The sequence below is a fragment of the Bacillus yunxiaonensis genome (assembly GCF_037104695.1).
In the GTDB taxonomy this organism is placed as follows: Bacteria; Bacillota; Bacilli; order Bacillales; family Bacillaceae_G; genus Bacillus_A; species Bacillus_A yunxiaonensis.
The window spans coordinates 154,502-173,187 of record NZ_JBAWSV010000004.1; the positions used below are offsets into that span (position 1 = coordinate 154,502).

23 protein-coding genes are annotated in these 18,686 nt (G+C 35.2%); 8 read left to right on the forward strand and 15 right to left on the reverse strand.

Features of this window, described 5'->3' with window-relative positions:
• Positions 1 to 67: 67 nt before the first annotated feature.
• Positions 68 to 1,096, forward strand: a complete 1,029-nt coding sequence (locus tag WAX78_RS12900) for a CPBP family intramembrane glutamic endopeptidase (RefSeq protein WP_336483019.1) — start codon at positions 68 to 70, stop codon at positions 1,094 to 1,096.
• 23 nt (positions 1,097 to 1,119) lie between these two features.
• Here the strand turns inward: WAX78_RS12900 and WAX78_RS12905 are convergent, their stop codons facing one another.
• Entirely contained in the window at positions 1,120 to 1,302 is a 183-nt protein-coding gene (locus tag WAX78_RS12905) for a DUF3913 family protein (RefSeq protein WP_336482665.1), read from the reverse strand.
• Positions 1,303 to 1,645: 343 nt separating this feature from the next.
• On the opposite strand from WAX78_RS12905, the gene WAX78_RS12910 reads away from it, so the two are divergent.
• Positions 1,646 to 2,044 (forward strand): SseB family protein, encoded by a 399-nt coding sequence (locus WAX78_RS12910; RefSeq protein WP_336482666.1) that lies wholly within the window; start codon positions 1,646 to 1,648, stop codon positions 2,042 to 2,044.
• A gap of 26 nt (positions 2,045 to 2,070) precedes the next feature.
• Here the strand turns inward: WAX78_RS12910 and WAX78_RS12915 are convergent, their stop codons facing one another.
• Positions 2,071 to 2,370 (reverse strand): hypothetical protein, encoded by a 300-nt coding sequence (locus WAX78_RS12915; protein ID WP_336482667.1) that lies wholly within the window; start codon positions 2,368 to 2,370, stop codon positions 2,071 to 2,073.
• Between the two features lie 108 nt (positions 2,371 to 2,478).
• Entirely contained in the window at positions 2,479 to 3,381 is a 903-nt protein-coding gene (locus WAX78_RS12920; RefSeq protein WP_336482668.1) for a S66 peptidase family protein, read from the reverse strand.
• A 114-nt stretch (positions 3,382 to 3,495) separates the two neighbouring features.
• On the opposite strand from WAX78_RS12920, the gene WAX78_RS12925 reads away from it, so the two are divergent.
• Positions 3,496 to 4,581 carry an NAD(P)H-dependent flavin oxidoreductase gene (locus WAX78_RS12925; RefSeq protein ID WP_413789195.1) on the forward strand — a complete coding sequence of 362 codons (1,086 nt, stop codon included), beginning with the start codon at positions 3,496 to 3,498 and terminating at the stop codon, positions 4,579 to 4,581.
• A 33-nt stretch (positions 4,582 to 4,614) separates the two neighbouring features.
• Here the strand turns inward: WAX78_RS12925 and dltD are convergent, their stop codons facing one another.
• Genes dltD through WAX78_RS12950 form a run of 5 tightly spaced genes read right to left on the reverse strand, consistent with a single transcriptional unit; the run spans position 4,615 to position 8,945 of the window.
• Positions 4,615 to 5,790, reverse strand: coding sequence for a D-alanyl-lipoteichoic acid biosynthesis protein DltD (gene dltD, locus WAX78_RS12930; protein WP_336482669.1), 1,176 nt, complete (start codon positions 5,788 to 5,790; stop codon positions 4,615 to 4,617).
• A complete protein-coding gene (gene dltC / locus WAX78_RS12935; RefSeq protein WP_336482670.1) occupies positions 5,787 to 6,026 on the reverse strand; it encodes a D-alanine--poly(phosphoribitol) ligase subunit DltC in 240 nt (79 codons plus the stop codon). Before dltC ends, dltD begins: the two co-directional genes overlap by 4 nt.
• A gap of 58 nt (positions 6,027 to 6,084) precedes the next feature.
• The gene (dltB, locus tag WAX78_RS12940; protein ID WP_336482671.1) at positions 6,085 to 7,275 is read right to left on the reverse strand and encodes a D-alanyl-lipoteichoic acid biosynthesis protein DltB; all 1,191 of its coding nucleotides are present in this window, start codon (positions 7,273 to 7,275) and stop codon (positions 6,085 to 6,087) included.
• Positions 7,272 to 8,786, reverse strand: a complete 1,515-nt coding sequence (gene dltA, locus WAX78_RS12945) for a D-alanine--poly(phosphoribitol) ligase subunit DltA (RefSeq protein ID WP_336482672.1) — start codon at positions 8,784 to 8,786, stop codon at positions 7,272 to 7,274. The genes dltB and dltA overlap by 4 nt, the downstream gene beginning before the upstream one ends.
• Positions 8,787 to 8,798: 12 nt before the next feature.
• Positions 8,799 to 8,945: a teichoic acid D-Ala incorporation-associated protein DltX gene (locus WAX78_RS12950; RefSeq protein WP_336482673.1), complete on the reverse strand. Its 147-nt coding sequence runs from the start codon at positions 8,943 to 8,945 to the stop codon at positions 8,799 to 8,801.
• 319 nt (positions 8,946 to 9,264) lie between these two features.
• Between WAX78_RS12950 and WAX78_RS12955 the strand changes: the two genes are divergently transcribed.
• Together WAX78_RS12955 and WAX78_RS12960 are read left to right on the forward strand one after the other, a co-directional pair.
• A complete protein-coding gene (locus tag WAX78_RS12955; protein ID WP_336482674.1) occupies positions 9,265 to 10,443 on the forward strand; it encodes a M20 metallopeptidase family protein in 1,179 nt (392 codons plus the stop codon).
• 588 nt (positions 10,444 to 11,031) lie between these two features.
• Positions 11,032 to 11,478 (forward strand): flavodoxin, encoded by a 447-nt coding sequence (locus WAX78_RS12960; protein WP_336482675.1) that lies wholly within the window; start codon positions 11,032 to 11,034, stop codon positions 11,476 to 11,478.
• 34 nt (positions 11,479 to 11,512) lie between these two features.
• Here the strand turns inward: WAX78_RS12960 and WAX78_RS12965 are convergent, their stop codons facing one another.
• The 6 genes from WAX78_RS12965 to WAX78_RS12990 form a co-directional block, all read right to left on the reverse strand.
• On the reverse strand, positions 11,513 to 12,427 hold the full coding sequence (locus tag WAX78_RS12965) for a phosphotransferase family protein (protein WP_336482676.1): 915 nt from the start codon (positions 12,425 to 12,427) through the stop codon (positions 11,513 to 11,515).
• A gap of 290 nt (positions 12,428 to 12,717) precedes the next feature.
• Positions 12,718 to 12,867 carry a hypothetical protein gene (locus tag WAX78_RS12970; protein ID WP_336482677.1) on the reverse strand — a complete coding sequence of 50 codons (150 nt, stop codon included), beginning with the start codon at positions 12,865 to 12,867 and terminating at the stop codon, positions 12,718 to 12,720.
• Positions 12,868 to 13,028: 161 nt separating this feature from the next.
• Positions 13,029 to 13,205 (reverse strand): 2-isopropylmalate synthase, encoded by a 177-nt coding sequence (locus WAX78_RS12975; protein ID WP_336482678.1) that lies wholly within the window; start codon positions 13,203 to 13,205, stop codon positions 13,029 to 13,031.
• 57 nt (positions 13,206 to 13,262) lie between these two features.
• Positions 13,263 to 13,658 carry a DUF350 domain-containing protein gene (locus WAX78_RS12980; RefSeq protein ID WP_336482679.1) on the reverse strand — a complete coding sequence of 132 codons (396 nt, stop codon included), beginning with the start codon at positions 13,656 to 13,658 and terminating at the stop codon, positions 13,263 to 13,265.
• Positions 13,659 to 13,875: 217 nt separating this feature from the next.
• Positions 13,876 to 14,394, reverse strand: a complete 519-nt coding sequence (locus WAX78_RS12985) for a L,D-transpeptidase (protein WP_336482680.1) — start codon at positions 14,392 to 14,394, stop codon at positions 13,876 to 13,878.
• A gap of 118 nt (positions 14,395 to 14,512) precedes the next feature.
• Complete coding sequence (locus WAX78_RS12990) at positions 14,513 to 15,871, reverse strand: MATE family efflux transporter (protein ID WP_336482681.1); 1,359 nt, start codon at positions 15,869 to 15,871, stop codon at positions 14,513 to 14,515.
• A gap of 184 nt (positions 15,872 to 16,055) precedes the next feature.
• Between WAX78_RS12990 and bacA the strand changes: the two genes are divergently transcribed.
• A complete protein-coding gene (bacA, locus tag WAX78_RS12995) occupies positions 16,056 to 16,847 on the forward strand; it encodes an undecaprenyl-diphosphate phosphatase (RefSeq protein WP_336482682.1) in 792 nt (263 codons plus the stop codon).
• A 26-nt stretch (positions 16,848 to 16,873) separates the two neighbouring features.
• Here bacA and WAX78_RS13000 read toward each other — a convergent pair whose 3' ends face one another.
• On the reverse strand, positions 16,874 to 17,428 hold the full coding sequence (locus WAX78_RS13000) for a thioredoxin family protein (protein WP_336482683.1): 555 nt from the start codon (positions 17,426 to 17,428) through the stop codon (positions 16,874 to 16,876).
• A 419-nt stretch (positions 17,429 to 17,847) separates the two neighbouring features.
• Between WAX78_RS13000 and WAX78_RS13005 the strand changes: the two genes are divergently transcribed.
• Both WAX78_RS13005 and WAX78_RS13010 read left to right on the forward strand, forming a co-directional pair.
• A complete protein-coding gene (locus tag WAX78_RS13005; RefSeq protein ID WP_336482684.1) occupies positions 17,848 to 18,267 on the forward strand; it encodes a MarR family winged helix-turn-helix transcriptional regulator in 420 nt (139 codons plus the stop codon).
• A 203-nt stretch (positions 18,268 to 18,470) separates the two neighbouring features.
• The gene (locus tag WAX78_RS13010; RefSeq protein WP_098309527.1) at positions 18,471 to 18,626 is read left to right on the forward strand and encodes an imidazoleglycerol-phosphate dehydratase; all 156 of its coding nucleotides are present in this window, start codon (positions 18,471 to 18,473) and stop codon (positions 18,624 to 18,626) included.
• Positions 18,627 to 18,686 lie beyond the last annotated feature (60 nt).

Sequence of the window (18,686 nt, forward strand, 5' to 3'; positions counted from 1 at the left end):
AAATAAAAGAAGAGATCACAGTATGTTGATACTATAATATAACTATATCATGTTGGAGGTGTTTTCTATTAATCTTGCATTTTCACGTATTCGACTTCGTAGTTTTTTTGGATGGATGATTTTAGGTGCATTCATTGCATATGTTCCATTAGGAATAATAGGGGCTGAAAGTAGTTCATTTGAGTTTGTTTCAGAAGCATTGGTTTTCTTTGTTTTTCCGTTATTTTGGCTATTTTATAAGATGAACAAACATAACGCAGTATTTACAAGTTTTTTTGATAAACCAGCATCAATTCCATGGATGTTAATTTTGATTGCTACTGCTATGGGAATGATTTTTTCATTTGGTATATCTTTTATTCAATATTACATATTAGCTCAGTTGATTCCTGATTTTCTAGTTAATTTATTAAGTGATGGAAATGTTATTGATATGAGTACTACTTTTACAAAGATTTTTAGTGTGATTTCAGCTTGTATATTTGCCCCAATTATGGAAGAAGTAATTTTTCGCGGTTTTTTCTTAAATCGAATGACGTATAAATGGGGAGTGAAACGCGCTATTATCGTTTCTTCACTTATTTTTGGATTCGGGCATATTGATGTGATTGGTGCGTTTTTATTTGGCGTCGTTATGTGTCTTTTATACATTAAGACAAAAAGTATATGGACAAATATTCTTGTGCACGCCTTAAACAATAGTGTTGTTAGCATCATTCAATTCAGTGATAGCAGCCGCGCACAAGAAGCAGTGAAAATCGCTGATCTGCAAGCACAGAGTAATTTATGGATTGGTTTGGTTATTATTATTATTAGCTTATTATGGCTTGTTCCCTTTATTCGTAACAATTGGCGTGCTGTAAAAGAAGTTGGACTGCCATCATTACGGATCATTCAAGAGGAAAAACAAGCTGACTTAATTGCACAGCAAGCCACATATAGTCAAGTTGTATTGACAGAACGCTATATGGCTGTCGAATTGCCTGATGAAGCTGTCAATCATTTGCGTTTAGAAGAACGTGATTATGTAAAAGTGGAACTAGTGGATGATACAATTGTGATTAAAAAAGCAGATGAAAGAGAAAGGCTCTCCTAAAGAAAAATGGAGAGCTTTTCTCTTTAGTAAATAAGAATTTCTACGTGGAAATTGTTTCCGTTTTTTATATATTTAATATCTGTTACAGTACGTACCTTCTTTAAAATTTCTACTTTTTCACCGATTCTCGGAATAGTTGGAACATTGTCCCAGATACCAAGCAAATCATCCATTGTCTTTGTCTTTTCGTAAAACCAAATTTTCACCGTGATGCCCCTTTCTTATTTTTGTATTTTAATACATGATAATACATTTTTATTCTTTTTGTAAGGGGTTTTAACGTATTTTTTGAATGAATTTAACAAAAAAATTTTCACTCATGAAAGACATGTTCAGCATTAGGTATTAATGACATTTCTGAATCTTTACGATGAATTTGCAACACTTGTGACCATAGAAGAAATTTTAAATTGCTTAGATAAAGAGTGCAGTAAAAAATTTTCTTACTTTAATATTATAGTGAGAAAATAAAGAATAATTTTATAGAAAAAAATAAGAATATTTTGTATAATTACATTACAATAATTTTGAAAATAGGGGTGGCAGCGTATGGCACATATTCCAGTAAAAAAACTAGAAACATTATTAGCATTAGCTGATGATGATAAACAAAAACAAAAAGAATTTTACGAAACATTGTTAACAACATATGTTTATGTTGCAGGAACAGTTGATGTAAAAGAAGGAGATTCACAAGGAACAGTGCATTTACGTTATTTCCAAGGTGATGGAAGATGGATTTTACCATTTTTTACACAGCTTGAATTTTTACAAGCCGTACTGCCTGAAGATGTGCCTGTGATTACGATTCGTGGAAAAGAATTATTTGAGAACATTGATGGGGAAGCAACAGGGGTCTTAAATATTGGCACAGATCTTGATAAAACATTTACACCTCCAGAAATTGCTGATATTGCTTCGGGAAGAATTTTTAATTATTATCTATAAAGTACCGTTACCATTTTTCCTTTGCGTCATATAGTATTAGTAGCTTGACCAAGGGGGGATGGAGATAGATGGCTGACAATAATAACAATAACAACAACAATAATAGCAACTGCTGCTGGGATAACTTGTATAATTGGAAAAACCGTAATAACAACAATAACAACAACAACAATAACAACAATAACAACAATAATAACAAAAACAAATACAACTGTTGCTGGAATTACTGGAATTATTGGAATAACAACAATAACAACAACAACAACAAGAATAACTGAATGGAAAAAGGAGAAGCAAAAAGCTTCTCCTTTATTATTTCTATACAAAATTCCCTCGTATTAACGAGAAATATGAGATTCCCACTTCAAGATTCAGAGAAAACGAAGAAGATTGGTGGAGAAGGAAGAAGCCCTAACTGACGGAAGCTAGAAGCTTCACTGTATACCAGAAGAGATGCAAATCGTCTTTTGTTGTCCATTTATTGTAGCAGGAACACTAAGAGGTACTCCTACATTTGATTGTATGTGACCAATTGGTAAGCCACTTAAAAGAGGGATATTATAAGATGTAATGTAATCATATAGAATTTCAGAAATAGATAAAGATGGTTTTGAAGATGTACAGTTATGACAACTTGCAAAGATAACGCCGGCACACTGTTCAAGTTTCCTTCCTAAGCGTAATTGATTTAGCATGCGATCAATACGATACGGTTCTTCTGCAATTTCTTCTAATAAAAGTAGTTTATTTCTTGTATCAATTTCGTAAGGTGTACCGAGTGTGCTTGTAATTACACTTAAATTTCCCCCTACAAGAGGGGCGGTGATAGAACAAGCAAAAGAATGAATAAATTCTGCTCCTTCTAAAATAATAGGGTACGGATGGAAGAGTTGTTTGAAGGAGGAGAAAGAGAGAGAATCAAGGCTTTTTCCAACTTCCTCCATCATGGGACCATGGAAAGTAACGAGTTGTGAAAATTGCCCAAAAGCAATATGTAGGGCAGTAATATCGCTATACCCCCAAAAAATCTTGGGGTTATCTCGAATGAGTGCATAATTAATATAAGGTAGAAGGCGACCGGTACCATATCCGCCTCTTGCACAAAAAATAGCTTTTACATATGGATCTGCGAAGGCTTTGTGTAAGTCATGAACACGAATGGCATCACCTCCGGCTAAATAGCCTCGTTTTTCTTGTACGCTTTGTCCAATTATAACGAACAATCCTAGTTCTTCTAATTTTTGTTTTGCTTGAAGAATATGCTCTATGGATGGTGGACCTGCTGGAGCAATGATCATAACGGTATCTCCGTATTTTAACGGTTTAGGATACTGCATCAAATTTCCCCCCTTTTCTTTCACTATATTCACTTATATGATATTCGATCCTTGTGAAAAGAAGGAAATCATTTGGCATGACAAGAAAGTATAAGAGAAAGGGGAGAAGAAAAGATGTTCCATAGTCGAGTATGTGAGAAACTGCAAATTACATATCCTATTATTCAAGCTGGGATGGCAGGAACAATTGTAACCCCAGAATTAGTAGCCGCTGTATCTAATAGTGGAGGATTGGGTACATTGGGTGCAGGATATATGAGTCCTGAACAAATCCGTTTAGCCATACGTATGATTCGTCAGTTAACAGATAAGCCGTTTGCGATAAACTTATTTATTACAAAAGAAGTGGAAATTGACGAAAAACAAGTAGAAGAGACACAAAACCTGCTAAAGCCTATTCGAGAAAAATTGCAATTGGGAATAGCGAAGCGAATGTTACATCTGCCGAAAAATTACAAAGAACAGCTGCAAGTTCTTATTGAGGAGAATGTTCCTGTTTTTAGTTTTACCTTTGATACACCAAAACAGGAGGAGATAGAATTATTAAAAAGAAAGGGTATAAAAGTAATTGGTACGGCAACGAATGTAGCAGAGGGGAAGATATTGGCTCATTTAGGAGTAGATATTATTGTTGGACAAGGAAGTGAAGCAGGGGGACACCGCGGGACATTTCTAGGAAAAGAACAAGATTCTATGATTGGAACGACTGCGCTTATTCCGCAGCTTGTTGATGCTGTTCCGCATATTCCAATTGTTGCGGCAGGTGGGATTATGGATGGACGGGGAGTAGTGGCAGCCTATGCACTTGGTGCAGAAGGGGTACAAATGGGTACAGCCTTTTTAACCTGTTATGAAAGTGTAGCTCATGAGGCACATAAAGAGGCAATTATAATGAGTACAGACCAAAGTACGACAATGACTCGTGCATTTTCGGGGAAATATGCGAGAGGGATTCGAAATACTTTTATTGAAGAATTGGAAAGTACAGAAGGAAAAATTCCTGTATATCCAATTCAAAATGTATTAACAACAGAAATTCGCCAAGCAGCAGCGATACAAAATAATAGTCAATATATGTCACTTTGGGCAGGACAAGCTTCCTCTTTAGCCAGAACAGAAGAGGCGCAGCAAATTATAATGCGAGTGATTAAAGAAGCGAAAGAGACATTAGAAAGATTACAAAGTACAATCTATATATAAAAAAAGAACGCTTGAAAACTCAAGCGCTCTTTTTTAGTTATTTTCATAAAATTGCTGAATTGCCTCGTCGACATATACCCAGCCTTTCCAACCTAAATGCATCGTATCTTTTAAGAAATACTTATCATATTCATGGCTTGAAAAATCTGCAACTGGGAATCCAGCTTTTTTAATTTGGTCATTTATTTTTTGATAGTACACATCACGTCGTTCTTTCGGGAATCCAGCATAATCATACCATGGACCATTAACTGGAACAGAAATGAATAATGGTTTTGCATGCTCTTGTTTTAGAATGTCTAAAACTAATTGGAAATCATCATATTCTGGGGATTCCTCGAATGATTCATTTGCTCGATATCCTTTTAGACGTTTTAATTTATCCTTAATCTTTTGGTCATAGTAGGGATCTTCAATACCGAATGGATTCGTTTGAGATTCCGCTTTACCAGTTTTTTCTGCACGGTTACGAATATCGTTCCATGCAAGGGATTTTAATTCAGGATCCGTATGTGTTTTTCGCGGTTTAATATCAAACATTGATGTAACTAAATCTTTACGATCCAAAATGTTACGATATACGTACGCAAATGGTTTTGCTACCGCTGCTTTCACTTTATGTTTTGTATCGTCATATACGATTCCTTCTAAAGAAGTTTTTAGGAGTGTATCTTTACGAACAATTTCAAAACTTAATAAGCGGTTTGCAATTTGCTTTTTCATTTCAGGCTTTAATTCATTATTAAAGATTAAATGATAAGCTTGTTGAGATGAAAAGTTTGGCGCAAAATGAACTTCGTCTAACCCTTGTTTTTCAAACCATTGCGGTGAAAGGACGAAGACAATTTTGCGATCTTTTAACTGATCCATTGATGATGCTAAATTTAACACATGAGTAAGACTTTGTGTTCCACCACGACCGATAAGAAACGGAGTAAATTCTTCATTTTTCACTTTAAAGTAGTTAGATGGATGATATACATCTAACCGAGAAAATTCCGATGAACCGTACATCGGAAGGTATTTTGGATCTTCTAGCGCCTTTTGTTGCAGTGCAATGCCTTGGAACATATCTTTCTTTAAAGATGTTGAGGCATCGTTGACCTTTTGCTCCCCGATAAGTGGTAAAAGGAAGCGTGATGGAATAAATAACACCACGCAAAAAAGAGCAAATGCTAGAAGCATCGGGCCAAACGTTGGTTTTTTCATCGCATATCTTCCAGTTTCTTAATAATCATGTTTGGTGTTGCCCATTCGTCGCGATCAAAGTCAGAAATAGATACTTCAATACCTAAACGTTCTTGAAGTTCTACTAATAAAGATACTGTACCGAAAGAATCAAGAATGCCTTCTTCAAATAATTGTACATCTGTATTTTCTTTTACGATATCATTTTCACATACTTCTTCTAAAATATCTAATACTTGATCTTTAAATTCAGCCATTGTGTATTCTCCTTTATATCCATAATGTATTATGTGTAACTTCCTAAGAAGTTTTTAACTAAAAGTGTCTGCCTAGGTTACCAGAGAAGAGTAGGAGACCGAGACAAACGAAATGGAATGTAATGATAATTCCAAGGACATGTGTGAATTTATTATTTGGCCAAAACTTATGCTTTTTATTTTTACGTTCGAATATATCAAACGCAATAAACAAAATTGCATGATATAAGCCATACGTAATATAATACCACGTTAGTCCATGCCAAAGTCCCATAATTCCAAAGTTTAAAAATGCACCGATATAAGAAATTGTATAACGGTTTTTAATTAGTTTTTTCTTTGTCGCAAAAAAGACAAAGCGCATATAAATAAAGTCGCGGAACCAAAATGATAAGGTCATGTGCCAGCGGTTCCAGAAGTCCTTAATATTACGACTTAAAAATGGCTTGTTAAAGTTTTCAGGCGTCTTAATACCCATCATATAACTTACACCAATTACGAATGCGCTATATCCTGCAAAGTCAAAGAATAGATATAAACTATACGAGTACATATCAGTCATAAATGAAGCAAATGTAGCTTGTTTAGAAATTGCTGCATCCCAAATATAAGTTTTAATTAAATACGCAATAATAAATTTGTAAAGAAATCCTTGGAAAATACGATTGATTCCTGTATAAAGCATTGCCTTATACTCATCAGCTGATGGTGGTTTCTCTACATCTTTTTGAAAGCGACGATACCGATCAATCGGGCCTGTTGAAATCGCTGGGAAGAACAGAAGAAACTCCCAAAACTTAAATAGAGTTATTTCTTTAATAAGCCCATCGCGAATTTCAAATATCATTTGTACTGCTCTAAAGGTTACGTATGATATACCAAGAAATACGACTAATTTTATAGCTGGTATATCAAAAAATACGGTTGATTTTAAAGCTGGTACAACAGGTGCGATTTTTACTAAGATAAGCGGTAAAATCGATAAAATCACAGCAGCGCAAAAGATACTCGTTTTGTTATCACGCTGTCGCAGTGTTAAATATCCTTTAATCAAAATAAATTGCCAAATTGCAAATAATGCTAATGCAACAGCTTGTTTTGGTTTATCCGAAAAGATAATTGCCAGCATAATAAGTGTTACAACCGCATTATATTTGCGCAGCATTTTTCCTTGTAACCCAGCAATGATGGTAGGGATAAGTAAAATGCCCACAATCACGAAAAAATAAAATGATGCATATGGGGTCATGCTGTAACCTCACTCAATAATTTTTTACGATCTACTTTTCCATTTGGTGTCATTGGAATAGAAGATTGATACATGAATTTTCGTGGAATCATGTAATTCGGTAATCGTTCATTGAGTTCTTTTTTAATCGCAGATGTTAATTTGAATTCTTTTTCAAAAGAATGTTCACTTGGAACAACAACTGCTAATAAGTAGTCGTATTTTTCACCTTTTTTAATTGGAAGTACCACAGCAGCTTCCACATACGAACATGAACGAAGGTGATGTTCAATTTCTTCTAATTCCATACGATAACCGTGTAATTTAATTTGGAAATCAAGACGACCATTATAGAAAAGAAGTCCATTTTCTAAATAACCAGCGTCACCTGTTTTGTAAGCACGTTCGCCGTCAATAACAGTGAACGCCTTTTCTGTTAATTCAGGGCTTCCTAAGTATCCAACACTTACACTCGGACCAACGATTACAATTTCACCTTTTTCACCATCAGCTGCAACCGTACCATCTTCCTTCATAATGATGATGCGGCAATCTGATTTACAGTAACCGACTGGAAGAGATTGATACTTGTCTACTACTTCATTTGTTACATGAATACCAGTCACAGCAACAGTTGCTTCTGTTGGTCCATATGTATTCATAATAGTAGCTTTTGGGAAGCGCTCTAATAGTTTTCTTGCAACATCATTAGATAATACTTCACCGCAGAATAAGAATGTTTTCATGTTTGGAAGCATACCTTCTGAGAAAGATGGTTCCATTAAACACATTTCTGCAAAGGATGGTGTAGACGTCCAAACTTGTACATCTGATTGTTCTAAAGAAGCAAATAAATCTTTTGGACGTGCAATCATATCTTTATCAATTGCCCATAGTGTACCGCCTGTTACTAATGACGGATAAATGTCCATAACAGATAAGTCAAATGAGAATGGTGCTTGGTTTAAAAAGACTTGTTCGGTTTGTAAGTTGAAATCTTCAATTGCCCATTTTGTGAAGCTTACAAGACAATTATACGTAATTTGTACACCTTTTGGATTTCCAGTACTTCCTGATGTATAAATAATGTAGAAGTTGTCTTCACCCTGTACTGCATGTTCAGGATTTGCTCTTTTTCCTTTATGAGTAAGAAGAATATCTTCTAATTTAGTTCCGTCAACAATCTGAACTGGTAAATCAGCTATTGTAACATCTGTTGGAGATAAAAGTAGCTTTGCACCAGAACTTTCTGCAATACGTAGCACACGATCAACTGGAATGGATACATCAACTGGAATGTACGCATGACCAGCTTTGACACACCCTAAGAAACAGACAATCATTTCTGGCTGCATATGTCCGTATACCATAATTGGCGAACGGTCATCTTCATATTGAGAAGAAATCCAAGATGCTAATGCATCAGAGTCTTCTTTTAATTGTCTGTACGTAATTTTCGCATCTCGCCAAACGAAAGCGGTTTGGTCAGGCGTTTCAACCGCCCACTTTTCGATTTGTTCTAATAACATCATAACGCTCCCACCCTAAAATTCATTGTAAATAAATGTACTTGTGTTTGTATCTTGGAATCCATACAACCATAGTAAAGCAAGTAAAATCGCAAGGTAATAACAAGTTTTTGCAACCCATTGCGTGAGTGGTTGAGACCATATTTCTTTTAATGTTTTCATGTCTGTCCCCCTCTATAAAATAATATCCGTATGTAAGTATCATATCCTACATCACTTTGAAAAACACAGAGATTCCACATTTTAGGAAAGTGTAATATCAAAAGGCTCTTTTCTGATAGTAGCACTAAATATAAAAAAAGAAAATCCCTAACTTAACAATTATATTACATTCCAGATAGAATTGTAATTCCTTTGCATTTGAAAGAGGCATGATTATATTTCTTCTAACTAAAATAGTACATAAAATCTTGTTGTACAAAGGAATAAGGTCATGATGATGGAGTAAGATTCTTGAAAATAGAATAGGGGGTTAAAATGAATGAAATCATCTCAAGTAGATTGGTTATTATATCTTTCTGAAGAAAACATTCGAATGTGGCGACGTTATTTACATCAGTACCCTGAATTGTCATTTCAAGAGAAGCATACAGCACAGTTTATATATGATACATTGCACTCATTTTCTTACTTTGACCTAACAAGGCCAACAACATGTAGTGTAATGGCAAGAAGAAAAGGAAAAGGTTCAGGGAATGTTATTGCTATTCGAGCAGATATAGATGCACTTCCAATTCAGGAACAAACGATGAAACCATATGCATCTATTGTACCAGGAGTTATGCATGCTTGCGGTCATGATGCACATACAGCAATTTTGCTAGGTGTGGCTGAGGCGTTAGTAAAATATAATGAAGACTGGGGTGGAGAAATTCGTCTTTTGTTTCAACATGCTGAGGAACAGTACCCTGGTGGAGGAAAAGAGATGGTGGAAGCGGGAGTTATGGATGGGGTAGATTATGTCATTGGTCTTCATGTAATGTCAGGACTAGGGAGTGGACAAATAGGAATTTCCTATGGACCAATGATGGCAGCACCGGATGTATTTACAATTGAAGTTAAAGGAAGAGGAGGACATGCTGCTCATCCGAAACAAACAGTGGATCCTATTGCAATTGGTGCACAAATTATTACGAATTTGCAACATCTTGTGTCAAGACGGACGGATGCGTTTGAACAACGGGTGGTATCAGTCACGCAATTTCATGCAGGAACAGCTGATAATATCATTCCTGAGACAGCAACGATTGTAGGAACGGTGCGTTGTTTTGAGAACACATTACGACAAGAATCTAAAGAAATTATTGAACAAATTGTGAAGGGAATTACAGCAGCACATGATGCAACGTACTCATACACGTATCGTTACGGATACAATCCGGTAATAAATGATTCCTATGTAACAAAGATAGTAGAAGATAGTGCCATTGAATTGTTTGGAAAAGAAAGTATTATCTCACTTCCCCCTTCTATGGGAGGGGAGGATTTTTCTGCATACTTACAAAAGGCTCCAGGTTGTTTTATAAAGTTAGGAACGGGAAATATAAACAAAGATACTTGTTATCCGCACCATCATCCGAAATTTGATGTGGATGAAACAGCATTAATTCGTGGTGCACAATTATTTTTGCAAGCGGCAATGAAGCTATTGAAAGGATAAAGTAAAACTTCCATCAGTGCTACGGTCCTCATTTATAATTAGTTGAATAAATTCAGTCCATATGGGAAGTCTTTTCATGAGAAATCTCTTTAATTTTTTACGTATATGCTAGGATAAAAAAAGGCAACTGCGAATATCGCAGTTGCTTCTATTTCTTTCCGTTTGAGAGGGTTAAGAAAGAACTATGCTCATTCATAGTATATGTATGTCTCCCGGACAAGCTTGTACCTTTTCATTAATTTTCAAAACATATGGGGAGTATTTTCACGAGAAATCTCTTTAATTTTTTACGTATATGCTAGGATAAAAAAAGGCAACTGCGAATATCGCAGTTGCTTCTATTTCTTTCCGTTTGAGAGGGTTAAGAAAGAACTATGCTCATTTATAATATATGTATGTCTTCCGGACAAGCTTGTATCTTTTCATCAATTTTTTAAAAAAAACATTGACTTTGATAATCATTATCAATTAATCTGATGGTGTTATTCTAATTGATAATGATTATCGTCTTTGTCCATTCCATGCTAAAGGAAATAAATAATATTAAAAATAAGAGAATAAGATACATTCATAAAGGGAGAGAGTAAAATGAGTAAGTTAGTAATGATTTTTGCAAGTATGAGTGGAAATACAGAAGAGATGGCAGATCATATTGCCGGGGCAATTCGCGAGGCGGGAAAAGAAATTGAAGTAATCGATATTATGACATCACCAGAAGCGTCTGTTTTAGAAGATTATGAGGGGATTGTATTAGGTGCTTACACATGGGGAGACGGTGATTTACCAGATGATTTCTTAGATTTCTATGATGAAATGGATAAATTGGATTTAACGGGGAAAAAAGCAGCGGTGTTTGGCTCTTGTGATACTGCATATCCAAAATACGGGGCAGCTGTTGATATTTTAATAGAAAAATTACAGGAGCGCGGAGCTAACGTTGTACTTGAAGGATTAAAAGTAGAATTAACACCAGAAGACGAAGATGTTGAAGCGTGTCGTCGTTTTGGTAAAGAGTTTGCAAACCACCTTTCTTAATGACATTTGAAGAAAAGAAATGAAGGGAAGACGTTTAGCGTATTCCCCTTAAAACATGTAACAGTCTTTCTTGATTATTTTCAATCATTTTTGAATCATTTGTTTCAAAACCATATACAAGGTTATGTAGTATAGGACTGTATTGATAAAAGGAGATAATCCGTTCAAAAAATGTTGCATCCTTGTTATTCGTTAAAGTTGCATATTCTTCGTATACTTCTAATGTAAAGATATGGCCATAATCAGCATATAATCCAGCAAAATCAAATGCGGGATCACCAATTTGTGCATCTCCTATATCAATGATACCAGCAATGTGCTTAAGAAGAGGATGAAATAGAATATGTTTGTGTGTTAAGTCAGCATGAATAACTGTTTGTAAGGATGAACTTGTATATAATTGCTCTAAAAATGTTTGAAATAGTCTATTCAATTGTTTAGTTTCTTCTATTGTAAATGTAGTAAACAGATAATGTTGTAGTTTCATATGGAGTTTCTTCCAATATTCAGCTGTTTGTTCAACTTGAAATCCCCACTCTTTTGCAAGTGTAATAGGAACTGTATGGAAAGCAGCAAGAAATGATGCAAGTTGGGTAACAATTTTCGTTTTTTCATTAATTGAGAGATTATGTAAGTAAGATGGTTTGAATGGTTTACCATGGATCATTTTATAGTAACTGCAAACAGGAGCTGTATCTATTTTATTTTCGTATAGAATATGATAGTTCGGTACTTCTATTTGTTGTGTTTGCAACATAGGGGACAGTACCTCATATAATTGTTTTTCACGAGGGATTTTTTTTGCGTATTCAACTTTCCTAGGAAATCGAAATAACCATTCATCATTTATCAGAATAGCAACATTATCCCAACCGCTTTCATCTTGATGAAAGGAATGGATAGGCAAATTCGGGAGTGTTTTTCGAATGTATTGCATATAGTATGTCATTTTTTCGCCTCTTTCTTTTATTATTCCACATTAACGGGCAGTAAGATCCCCACCCAAAGATTAAGAGAGAAGCGTTGTCCAGCTCTAGCGGCTAGAATCTCCGGTCGTTTCCCCCCTCAGACGAGGCAAAAAGCGCCTCTCTGCCTTGAGCGCGGGCGTCCTGCGATTCTGGGCGAGCCGCTTCCGCTTTTCTACAGAAGATAGGTGGAGGATAACTGCTGGCATGCGCCCGATTGGTGAGAGCTTTCCACCAGTGGGGATGAAGATCCCTCACTGGTGGGAGTTTCACTTTATAAATTCTCGTTTTGCTGCTGTATCTCCTTTTTACTCAAATCAAGATTCGCACTTTCGATAGCTCTATGTTTGTCTAAAGAATCTCCGGCGTATCCTTTTTGTGTTTTTATAACCCTTTTACTTGAATTTGCTGAGTTATTATTCATATGAATTCGTCCTTTCTTTTATCCCGCTATTCGTGGGCAGTAAGACCACTACCGCTTTTCTACAGAAGATAGGTAGGGGATAACTGCTGGCATGTGCCCGATTGGTGAGAGCTTTCCATCAGTGGGGGATGAAGAAAATCCCCACTGATGGAAGTTTCACTTTACCTAAAATATACGAAAGTAATAAGTAATAGCAGTACAGCTGCAAAAATAACGATGCCGACTAAAAATGTCATGTTAGAATAACGAGGTGATTTATGTACATCTTGACGATAACCAGGTGAAATTTCTGGTGCAAACTCTTCTTGATAAGATTGTTGTTCTTCCTTTTGATCCACTGTTGTAACTCCTTTATGTTTTTTATATGTTACACGTTATAAGGAAGAAATATACTCTCAATATGTTAAGCACTGAGCGAGAACCCAGCCAATAGATATTGATAATAGCAGAATCATAAGTCCGACAGCACGATTATCTTCTTCAATTGCTTTCTTAATACTGAAGCGAATTACAACAAGTTCTATAATGTAAAAAGCAATAATTTGTATTACAATACCGATAGCACTCCAAAGAATCATATCGATGAGTGAAGCAGATTGGGAGATGGCTGCCCCAATTATAAACGTAAGGCCAAGTAACTTTCCTCCCATTGCCATAGCTGCAGATACATTTCCTTTTGCTATTAATTGAAGTTCCTTTCTATTTGTTGTCAAATCAAATAGAAGAAAACCGACATATAGTAAAGTAAGTCCCGTTCCGGCGCATATGAAAAAATGTAGAAATAAATTCATATTTCCCTCCTTTCTTTTGTGAGAATCCAATCTTTTCCTTTTATTATACATGAAATAAAAAAGTGCTTTTATAAAAATAATGGGAAAATTATTTTTGGAGGATATTATAAAAATAGTGGATGTTAAATATATCGATATCTTATTATAGGGGGTTATGTATATAGTTTGTAGGAAAAAAGGGTGTTCTTACTTAAAGAACCTTTTCTCCCAAAAAACATTATGTGAGTTTGAATCCATATGTAGCAGCAATTGCTTTATATGTTGTTTTTTGATTTGTGGTGATTACAGTTGTTTCGATAGGAACACGATCAAATAGCCAATGTACGTCACTATTATACATGCGAACGCAACCGAGTGTTGTCCATTTTCCGATGGCGCTTACATTATTAGTTCCGTGAATGGCATATGTTGTTCCTTTTGTTCCTTTGAAGTTCAGACCGAGCCATCGATCCCCTAATGGGTTGCGTGAATCACCCCCAGGAATATGTTTGGCATAGTAGGGCCGATTTTTAATTTTGTTGACAATCTTATATTTCCCTAGGGGTGTTGGTGTGCTGCTTTTTCCAGTAGCAACTGTAAACTCTTTTACAAATTTACCTTTTTCATAATATGCCATCTTATTCGTTGCTACATTGACAATTAACAAATGTTCTTGCTGGTATGTCTCTGCGTTAGCTGTCTTAATAGGAAGCATAAAAGAAAAGAATAATAATAGTACAATCGCAATCTTCCTCATATTAAATTAGTCTCCTTTATGTAAATATCAAAATTTATTATAGCTTTCTTTTATAAGGAATCCTATTACTTTTTTATTTATATAAAAAATATTAAGGATATGTAAAAAAAGCCGCTATTTAGCGGCTTTTTAATGTAATATATTTTTGCTGTACTTGAAATAAACGAGCGAGTAAAAAGATTGCACCGAAAGCTAATCCTAAAATTAGACCAATCCAATAACCTTTTGCAGCCAAAGTTGTATATGTTGCAAGTGTATAACCGAGCGGGAGACCTATTATCCAATATGCAACTAATGTCATAACAAGTGCTACATTTACATCTTTATAACCGCGAAGTGCACCCTGTACTGGGGTTGCAACGGCATCAGAAAATTGGAATAAAATCGCAAACACGAGAAATTGTTTCGTTAATTCGTGTACTGCAGAATCATTTGTATAAATAGAGGCAATGTTGTCATCAAATAAAAATAGTAAGATGGAATATAACAGTGCGAAAGCTAGTGCTAATCCAATACCAATAAAGCTATAATGTTTAGCATCTTTATATCGGGAAGCACCGACTTCAAACCCGACAGAAATTGTCATTGCCATGGATAAACTGAGTGGTGTCATATATAAAAGAGATGCGAAGTTCATCGCAGCTTGGTGAGCGGCAATGGTTGTTGTGTTAAAATTACTCATAAATAATGTAACAGCAGCAAAAATACTTGTTTCAAAAAAGATCGCAAATCCAATTGGTACACCAAGTTTTAATAATTCCTTCCAGCTTGATAAAGAGAGGCGATACAAACGTTGGAAGACACCATAAGAAGAGAAAGGCTCTTTCGTACGGATAATGACAGTAGTGATAAGTAAAATACACCAATATGTCGATGTTGAAGCAATGGCAGCTCCGACTCCACCGAGTTTTGGAAAACCGAAATGACCAAAAATTAATATGTAGTTCAACATGATATTAATCGGTAAAGATAGTAAAGTAATAATCATTGTTGTGCGTGTTTTTCCTAAGGCATCAATAAAGCAGCGGAGCACTGTATATACAAATAGCGGAATGATACCAAATGCGATAATGCTTAAAAATTGAGCAGCAATTTGGGCTACTTGTTTCTCTAAATGCATGGCATGTAAAATTGGTGAAACCACAAGGGATCCAATTATTATAACAATAATACTGACTAAGATTGCTAAGTATACGGCTTGTGTCACAACGTGAGATACATTTTCTTTTTGTTTGGAACCGATAAGGTGAGCGACAATAGGAGTTGTTGCCATTAAAATACCTGTTAATCCTGTACTAATTGGAAGCCATATACTTGCTCCAATTGCAACTCCAGCTAAATCAGTGGCACTTGCATGACCTGACATCGTCGTATCGAAAAAACTCATTGAAAATAATGACATTTGTGTAACAAATATGGGGAAAAATAATAAGACAAATTGCTTGATTTTTTGTGAAATCGATGTAGTTTCTTTCATATATACTCCTTTCTAAAATACGAACAAGCCGCTTCAATCATACTATTGAATAAGAATTTAGAAAAGTAATACGCATTTATAACAATATTGGTGCATTTTGATAGAATTTGAAAAAAACGATGCGTGTTTGGCGAAGATACGGTATTATGATAAAGTATGAAAAAAGTATTAAGGAGGCACGGTTGTGGCTGATTGGTTAATTGGATTAATCATGGGTGCTGTTGAAGGGTTGACGGAGTTTTTACCTGTATCATCAACAGGGCATATGATTTTAACAGGGCATTTAATTGGATTTGAAGGCGATAAAGCAAAAACGTTTGAAATTGTTGTTCAATTAGGATCCATTTTAGCGGTTGTTGTTGTATTTTGGAAGCGATTATGGTCGTTAGTTGGAATTGGACGAGTAAAGCAAGGGCCATCGTTAAACTTATTACATATTATTATCGGAATGATTCCAGCTGGTTTACTTGGTGTTTTACTCCATGACAAAATTAAAGAGATTTTATTTGGACCAGGTCCAGTTGTTATTAGTTTAGTTGCTGGTGGTATCTTAATGATTGTTGCTGAGAAATTCTCAAAGCCAAGCACAGCGAAAACACTGGATGACATTACATATAAACAAGCATTTACGATTGGAATGTTTCAATGTTTAGCATTATGGCCTGGTTTTTCTCGTTCAGGATCTACAATTAGTGGCGGTTTGCTAGCGCGTGTGTCTCATACAGCAGCAGCTGAATATACATTTATTCTTGCGGTACCAATGATGGTAGCTGCAACAGGTCTTGATTTAATTAAGAGTTGGAATGAATTAAGTGCAGCAGATCTGCCATTATTTGCAACTGGATTTATTACTGCATTTATAGTTGCTATGCTAGCAATTGTTTCATTCTTAAAATTATTATCTCGTGTGAAATTAACACCATTTGCATATTATCGTTTTATTATTGCTGCGGTGTTTTACTTCTTTGTTTTATAATAAAAAAACTGCCATTTGGCAGTTTTTTATTTTGCTATTTTTTCAATCATATTTTCCATTACGTGCTCCCAAATGGAAGTGTCAGAAGTTAATGCTTTACGAAACTCAGCATACATTTCTTTTTGCTTTTCTTCAAACAGTGGATCATCTTTTTCTGGTAATGTAGCACGCATAGAAGTAACGAATTCTTGAACTTTTGAAGCGCGTGGCCCCCAAACATATTTTTCATTTCCTGCTGCGTCAATAAAAATGAAAATTGGAATCGCACGTGCTGTACCATTTGTTAAGTATTGATCCATCAATTCTAAGTTATCATCACGAATAAGCAAACTCATCTCGATATTGGCAACTTCGCAAATGCGTTTCATAATTGGTATGCAAAGAAGGGCATCACCACACCAATCTGCTGTTAAAACAATAACGTTTAAACGATCGTTTTGATGTTGCTCTAAAACAGGAAGAAGTTCATTTGGAATTAAGAAATTATTATAAATATGTAGTAATTCGTGTTGATTCACTGTCATATTATTTACATATGTATCAAAGGACATGCCTTTTTCAAACCATTGACGTAACGTCATGTACTACACCTCTTTCTCTATTTGTTCATATTGTACCAAATATTTTACGGGAAAGCTGGTAAAGTTACTTTTATCGGTAATCTATATTTTGTCGAGTGTAAAAAGCTAGAAAAATAAAGTGAAACTTCCATTGGTGGAGGTTTTTTCATCTATCCTACTGATGGAAAGCTATCACCAATCGGGTTTACTGCCCGCGAATAGCGGGATAAAATGAAACAGGGTGCTTCTGCGCACCCCGTTTTCTTGCTGATAAAATTCACAGCATTTTATGAAAGCAACCTTTATCATCTATTGCCAAGTAACTAAAAAAAGATACATGAATTTCCAAATAAAATGGATGACAAATTCCAAAAAGTACGTTAGTATAATTCATAATGTTTTTATTTAATCATATTAAGTAAATAGAGGGGCTGTACAAAATGTCTAATAATCGCGAGATGCTAATGGAAGATCTGTCTACAAATTTTTTTGCTATGTTTCGTACATTACGTAATGATATGAGCAAAATTTTCGGTGATTATATTCCATGGAATGAATTTATCGTGTTGCGTATTTTAAATCGTGTCCAAAAAGAAATGGTTTCCCATGTTGCGAATGAACTGAACGTATCGAATAGCCATATTACGGCTGTTGCAGAAAAATTAATTAAAAAAGAACTTGTAACGCGTTCGCGCTGTACATCAGACCGTCGGGTTGTGTACTTGGAGATCAGTGATAAAGGAAAAGAACTAGTAGCCGAAATGGAAAAACAAAAGAAGATATATCTGGAAGATAGATTTTCTACTTTGTCTGAAGAGGAAATGAAAGTCATGATTTCCATTACACAAAAGCTAATTTAGATAAGAAACGATATTGATATCTTATATTATTAGGTAAAGGTTAAAAAGATAGAAAATTATATAACATATTGAGAATAATGAATACCGCAGGAGCGGTCTTGCTATGCAAAAGCCTTCGCAATCAATGCGAAGGCTTTTCATGTGTATTTAGAATGGATTGGAGCATACTAACAATATCATTATAAAGAAGGGAAGAAAGAAGTATGTCAAGTCGTAATGGTAGTAAAGGAAGCGGGAATCAAGGAGCACCCAAAGTAGGACAATATCAACAGGAGTTCGGCACAGAGTTTGTTACTGGTGATGATAATAAAGGAAAAGAGTATCGCTCGAAAAAAGGGAGTAAATCAAGGAAGGAGTGAAGCGTATTCACTTCTTTTTTGCTATTAAATAAAGTGAAATTTTCATTATTGGAGTTTTTC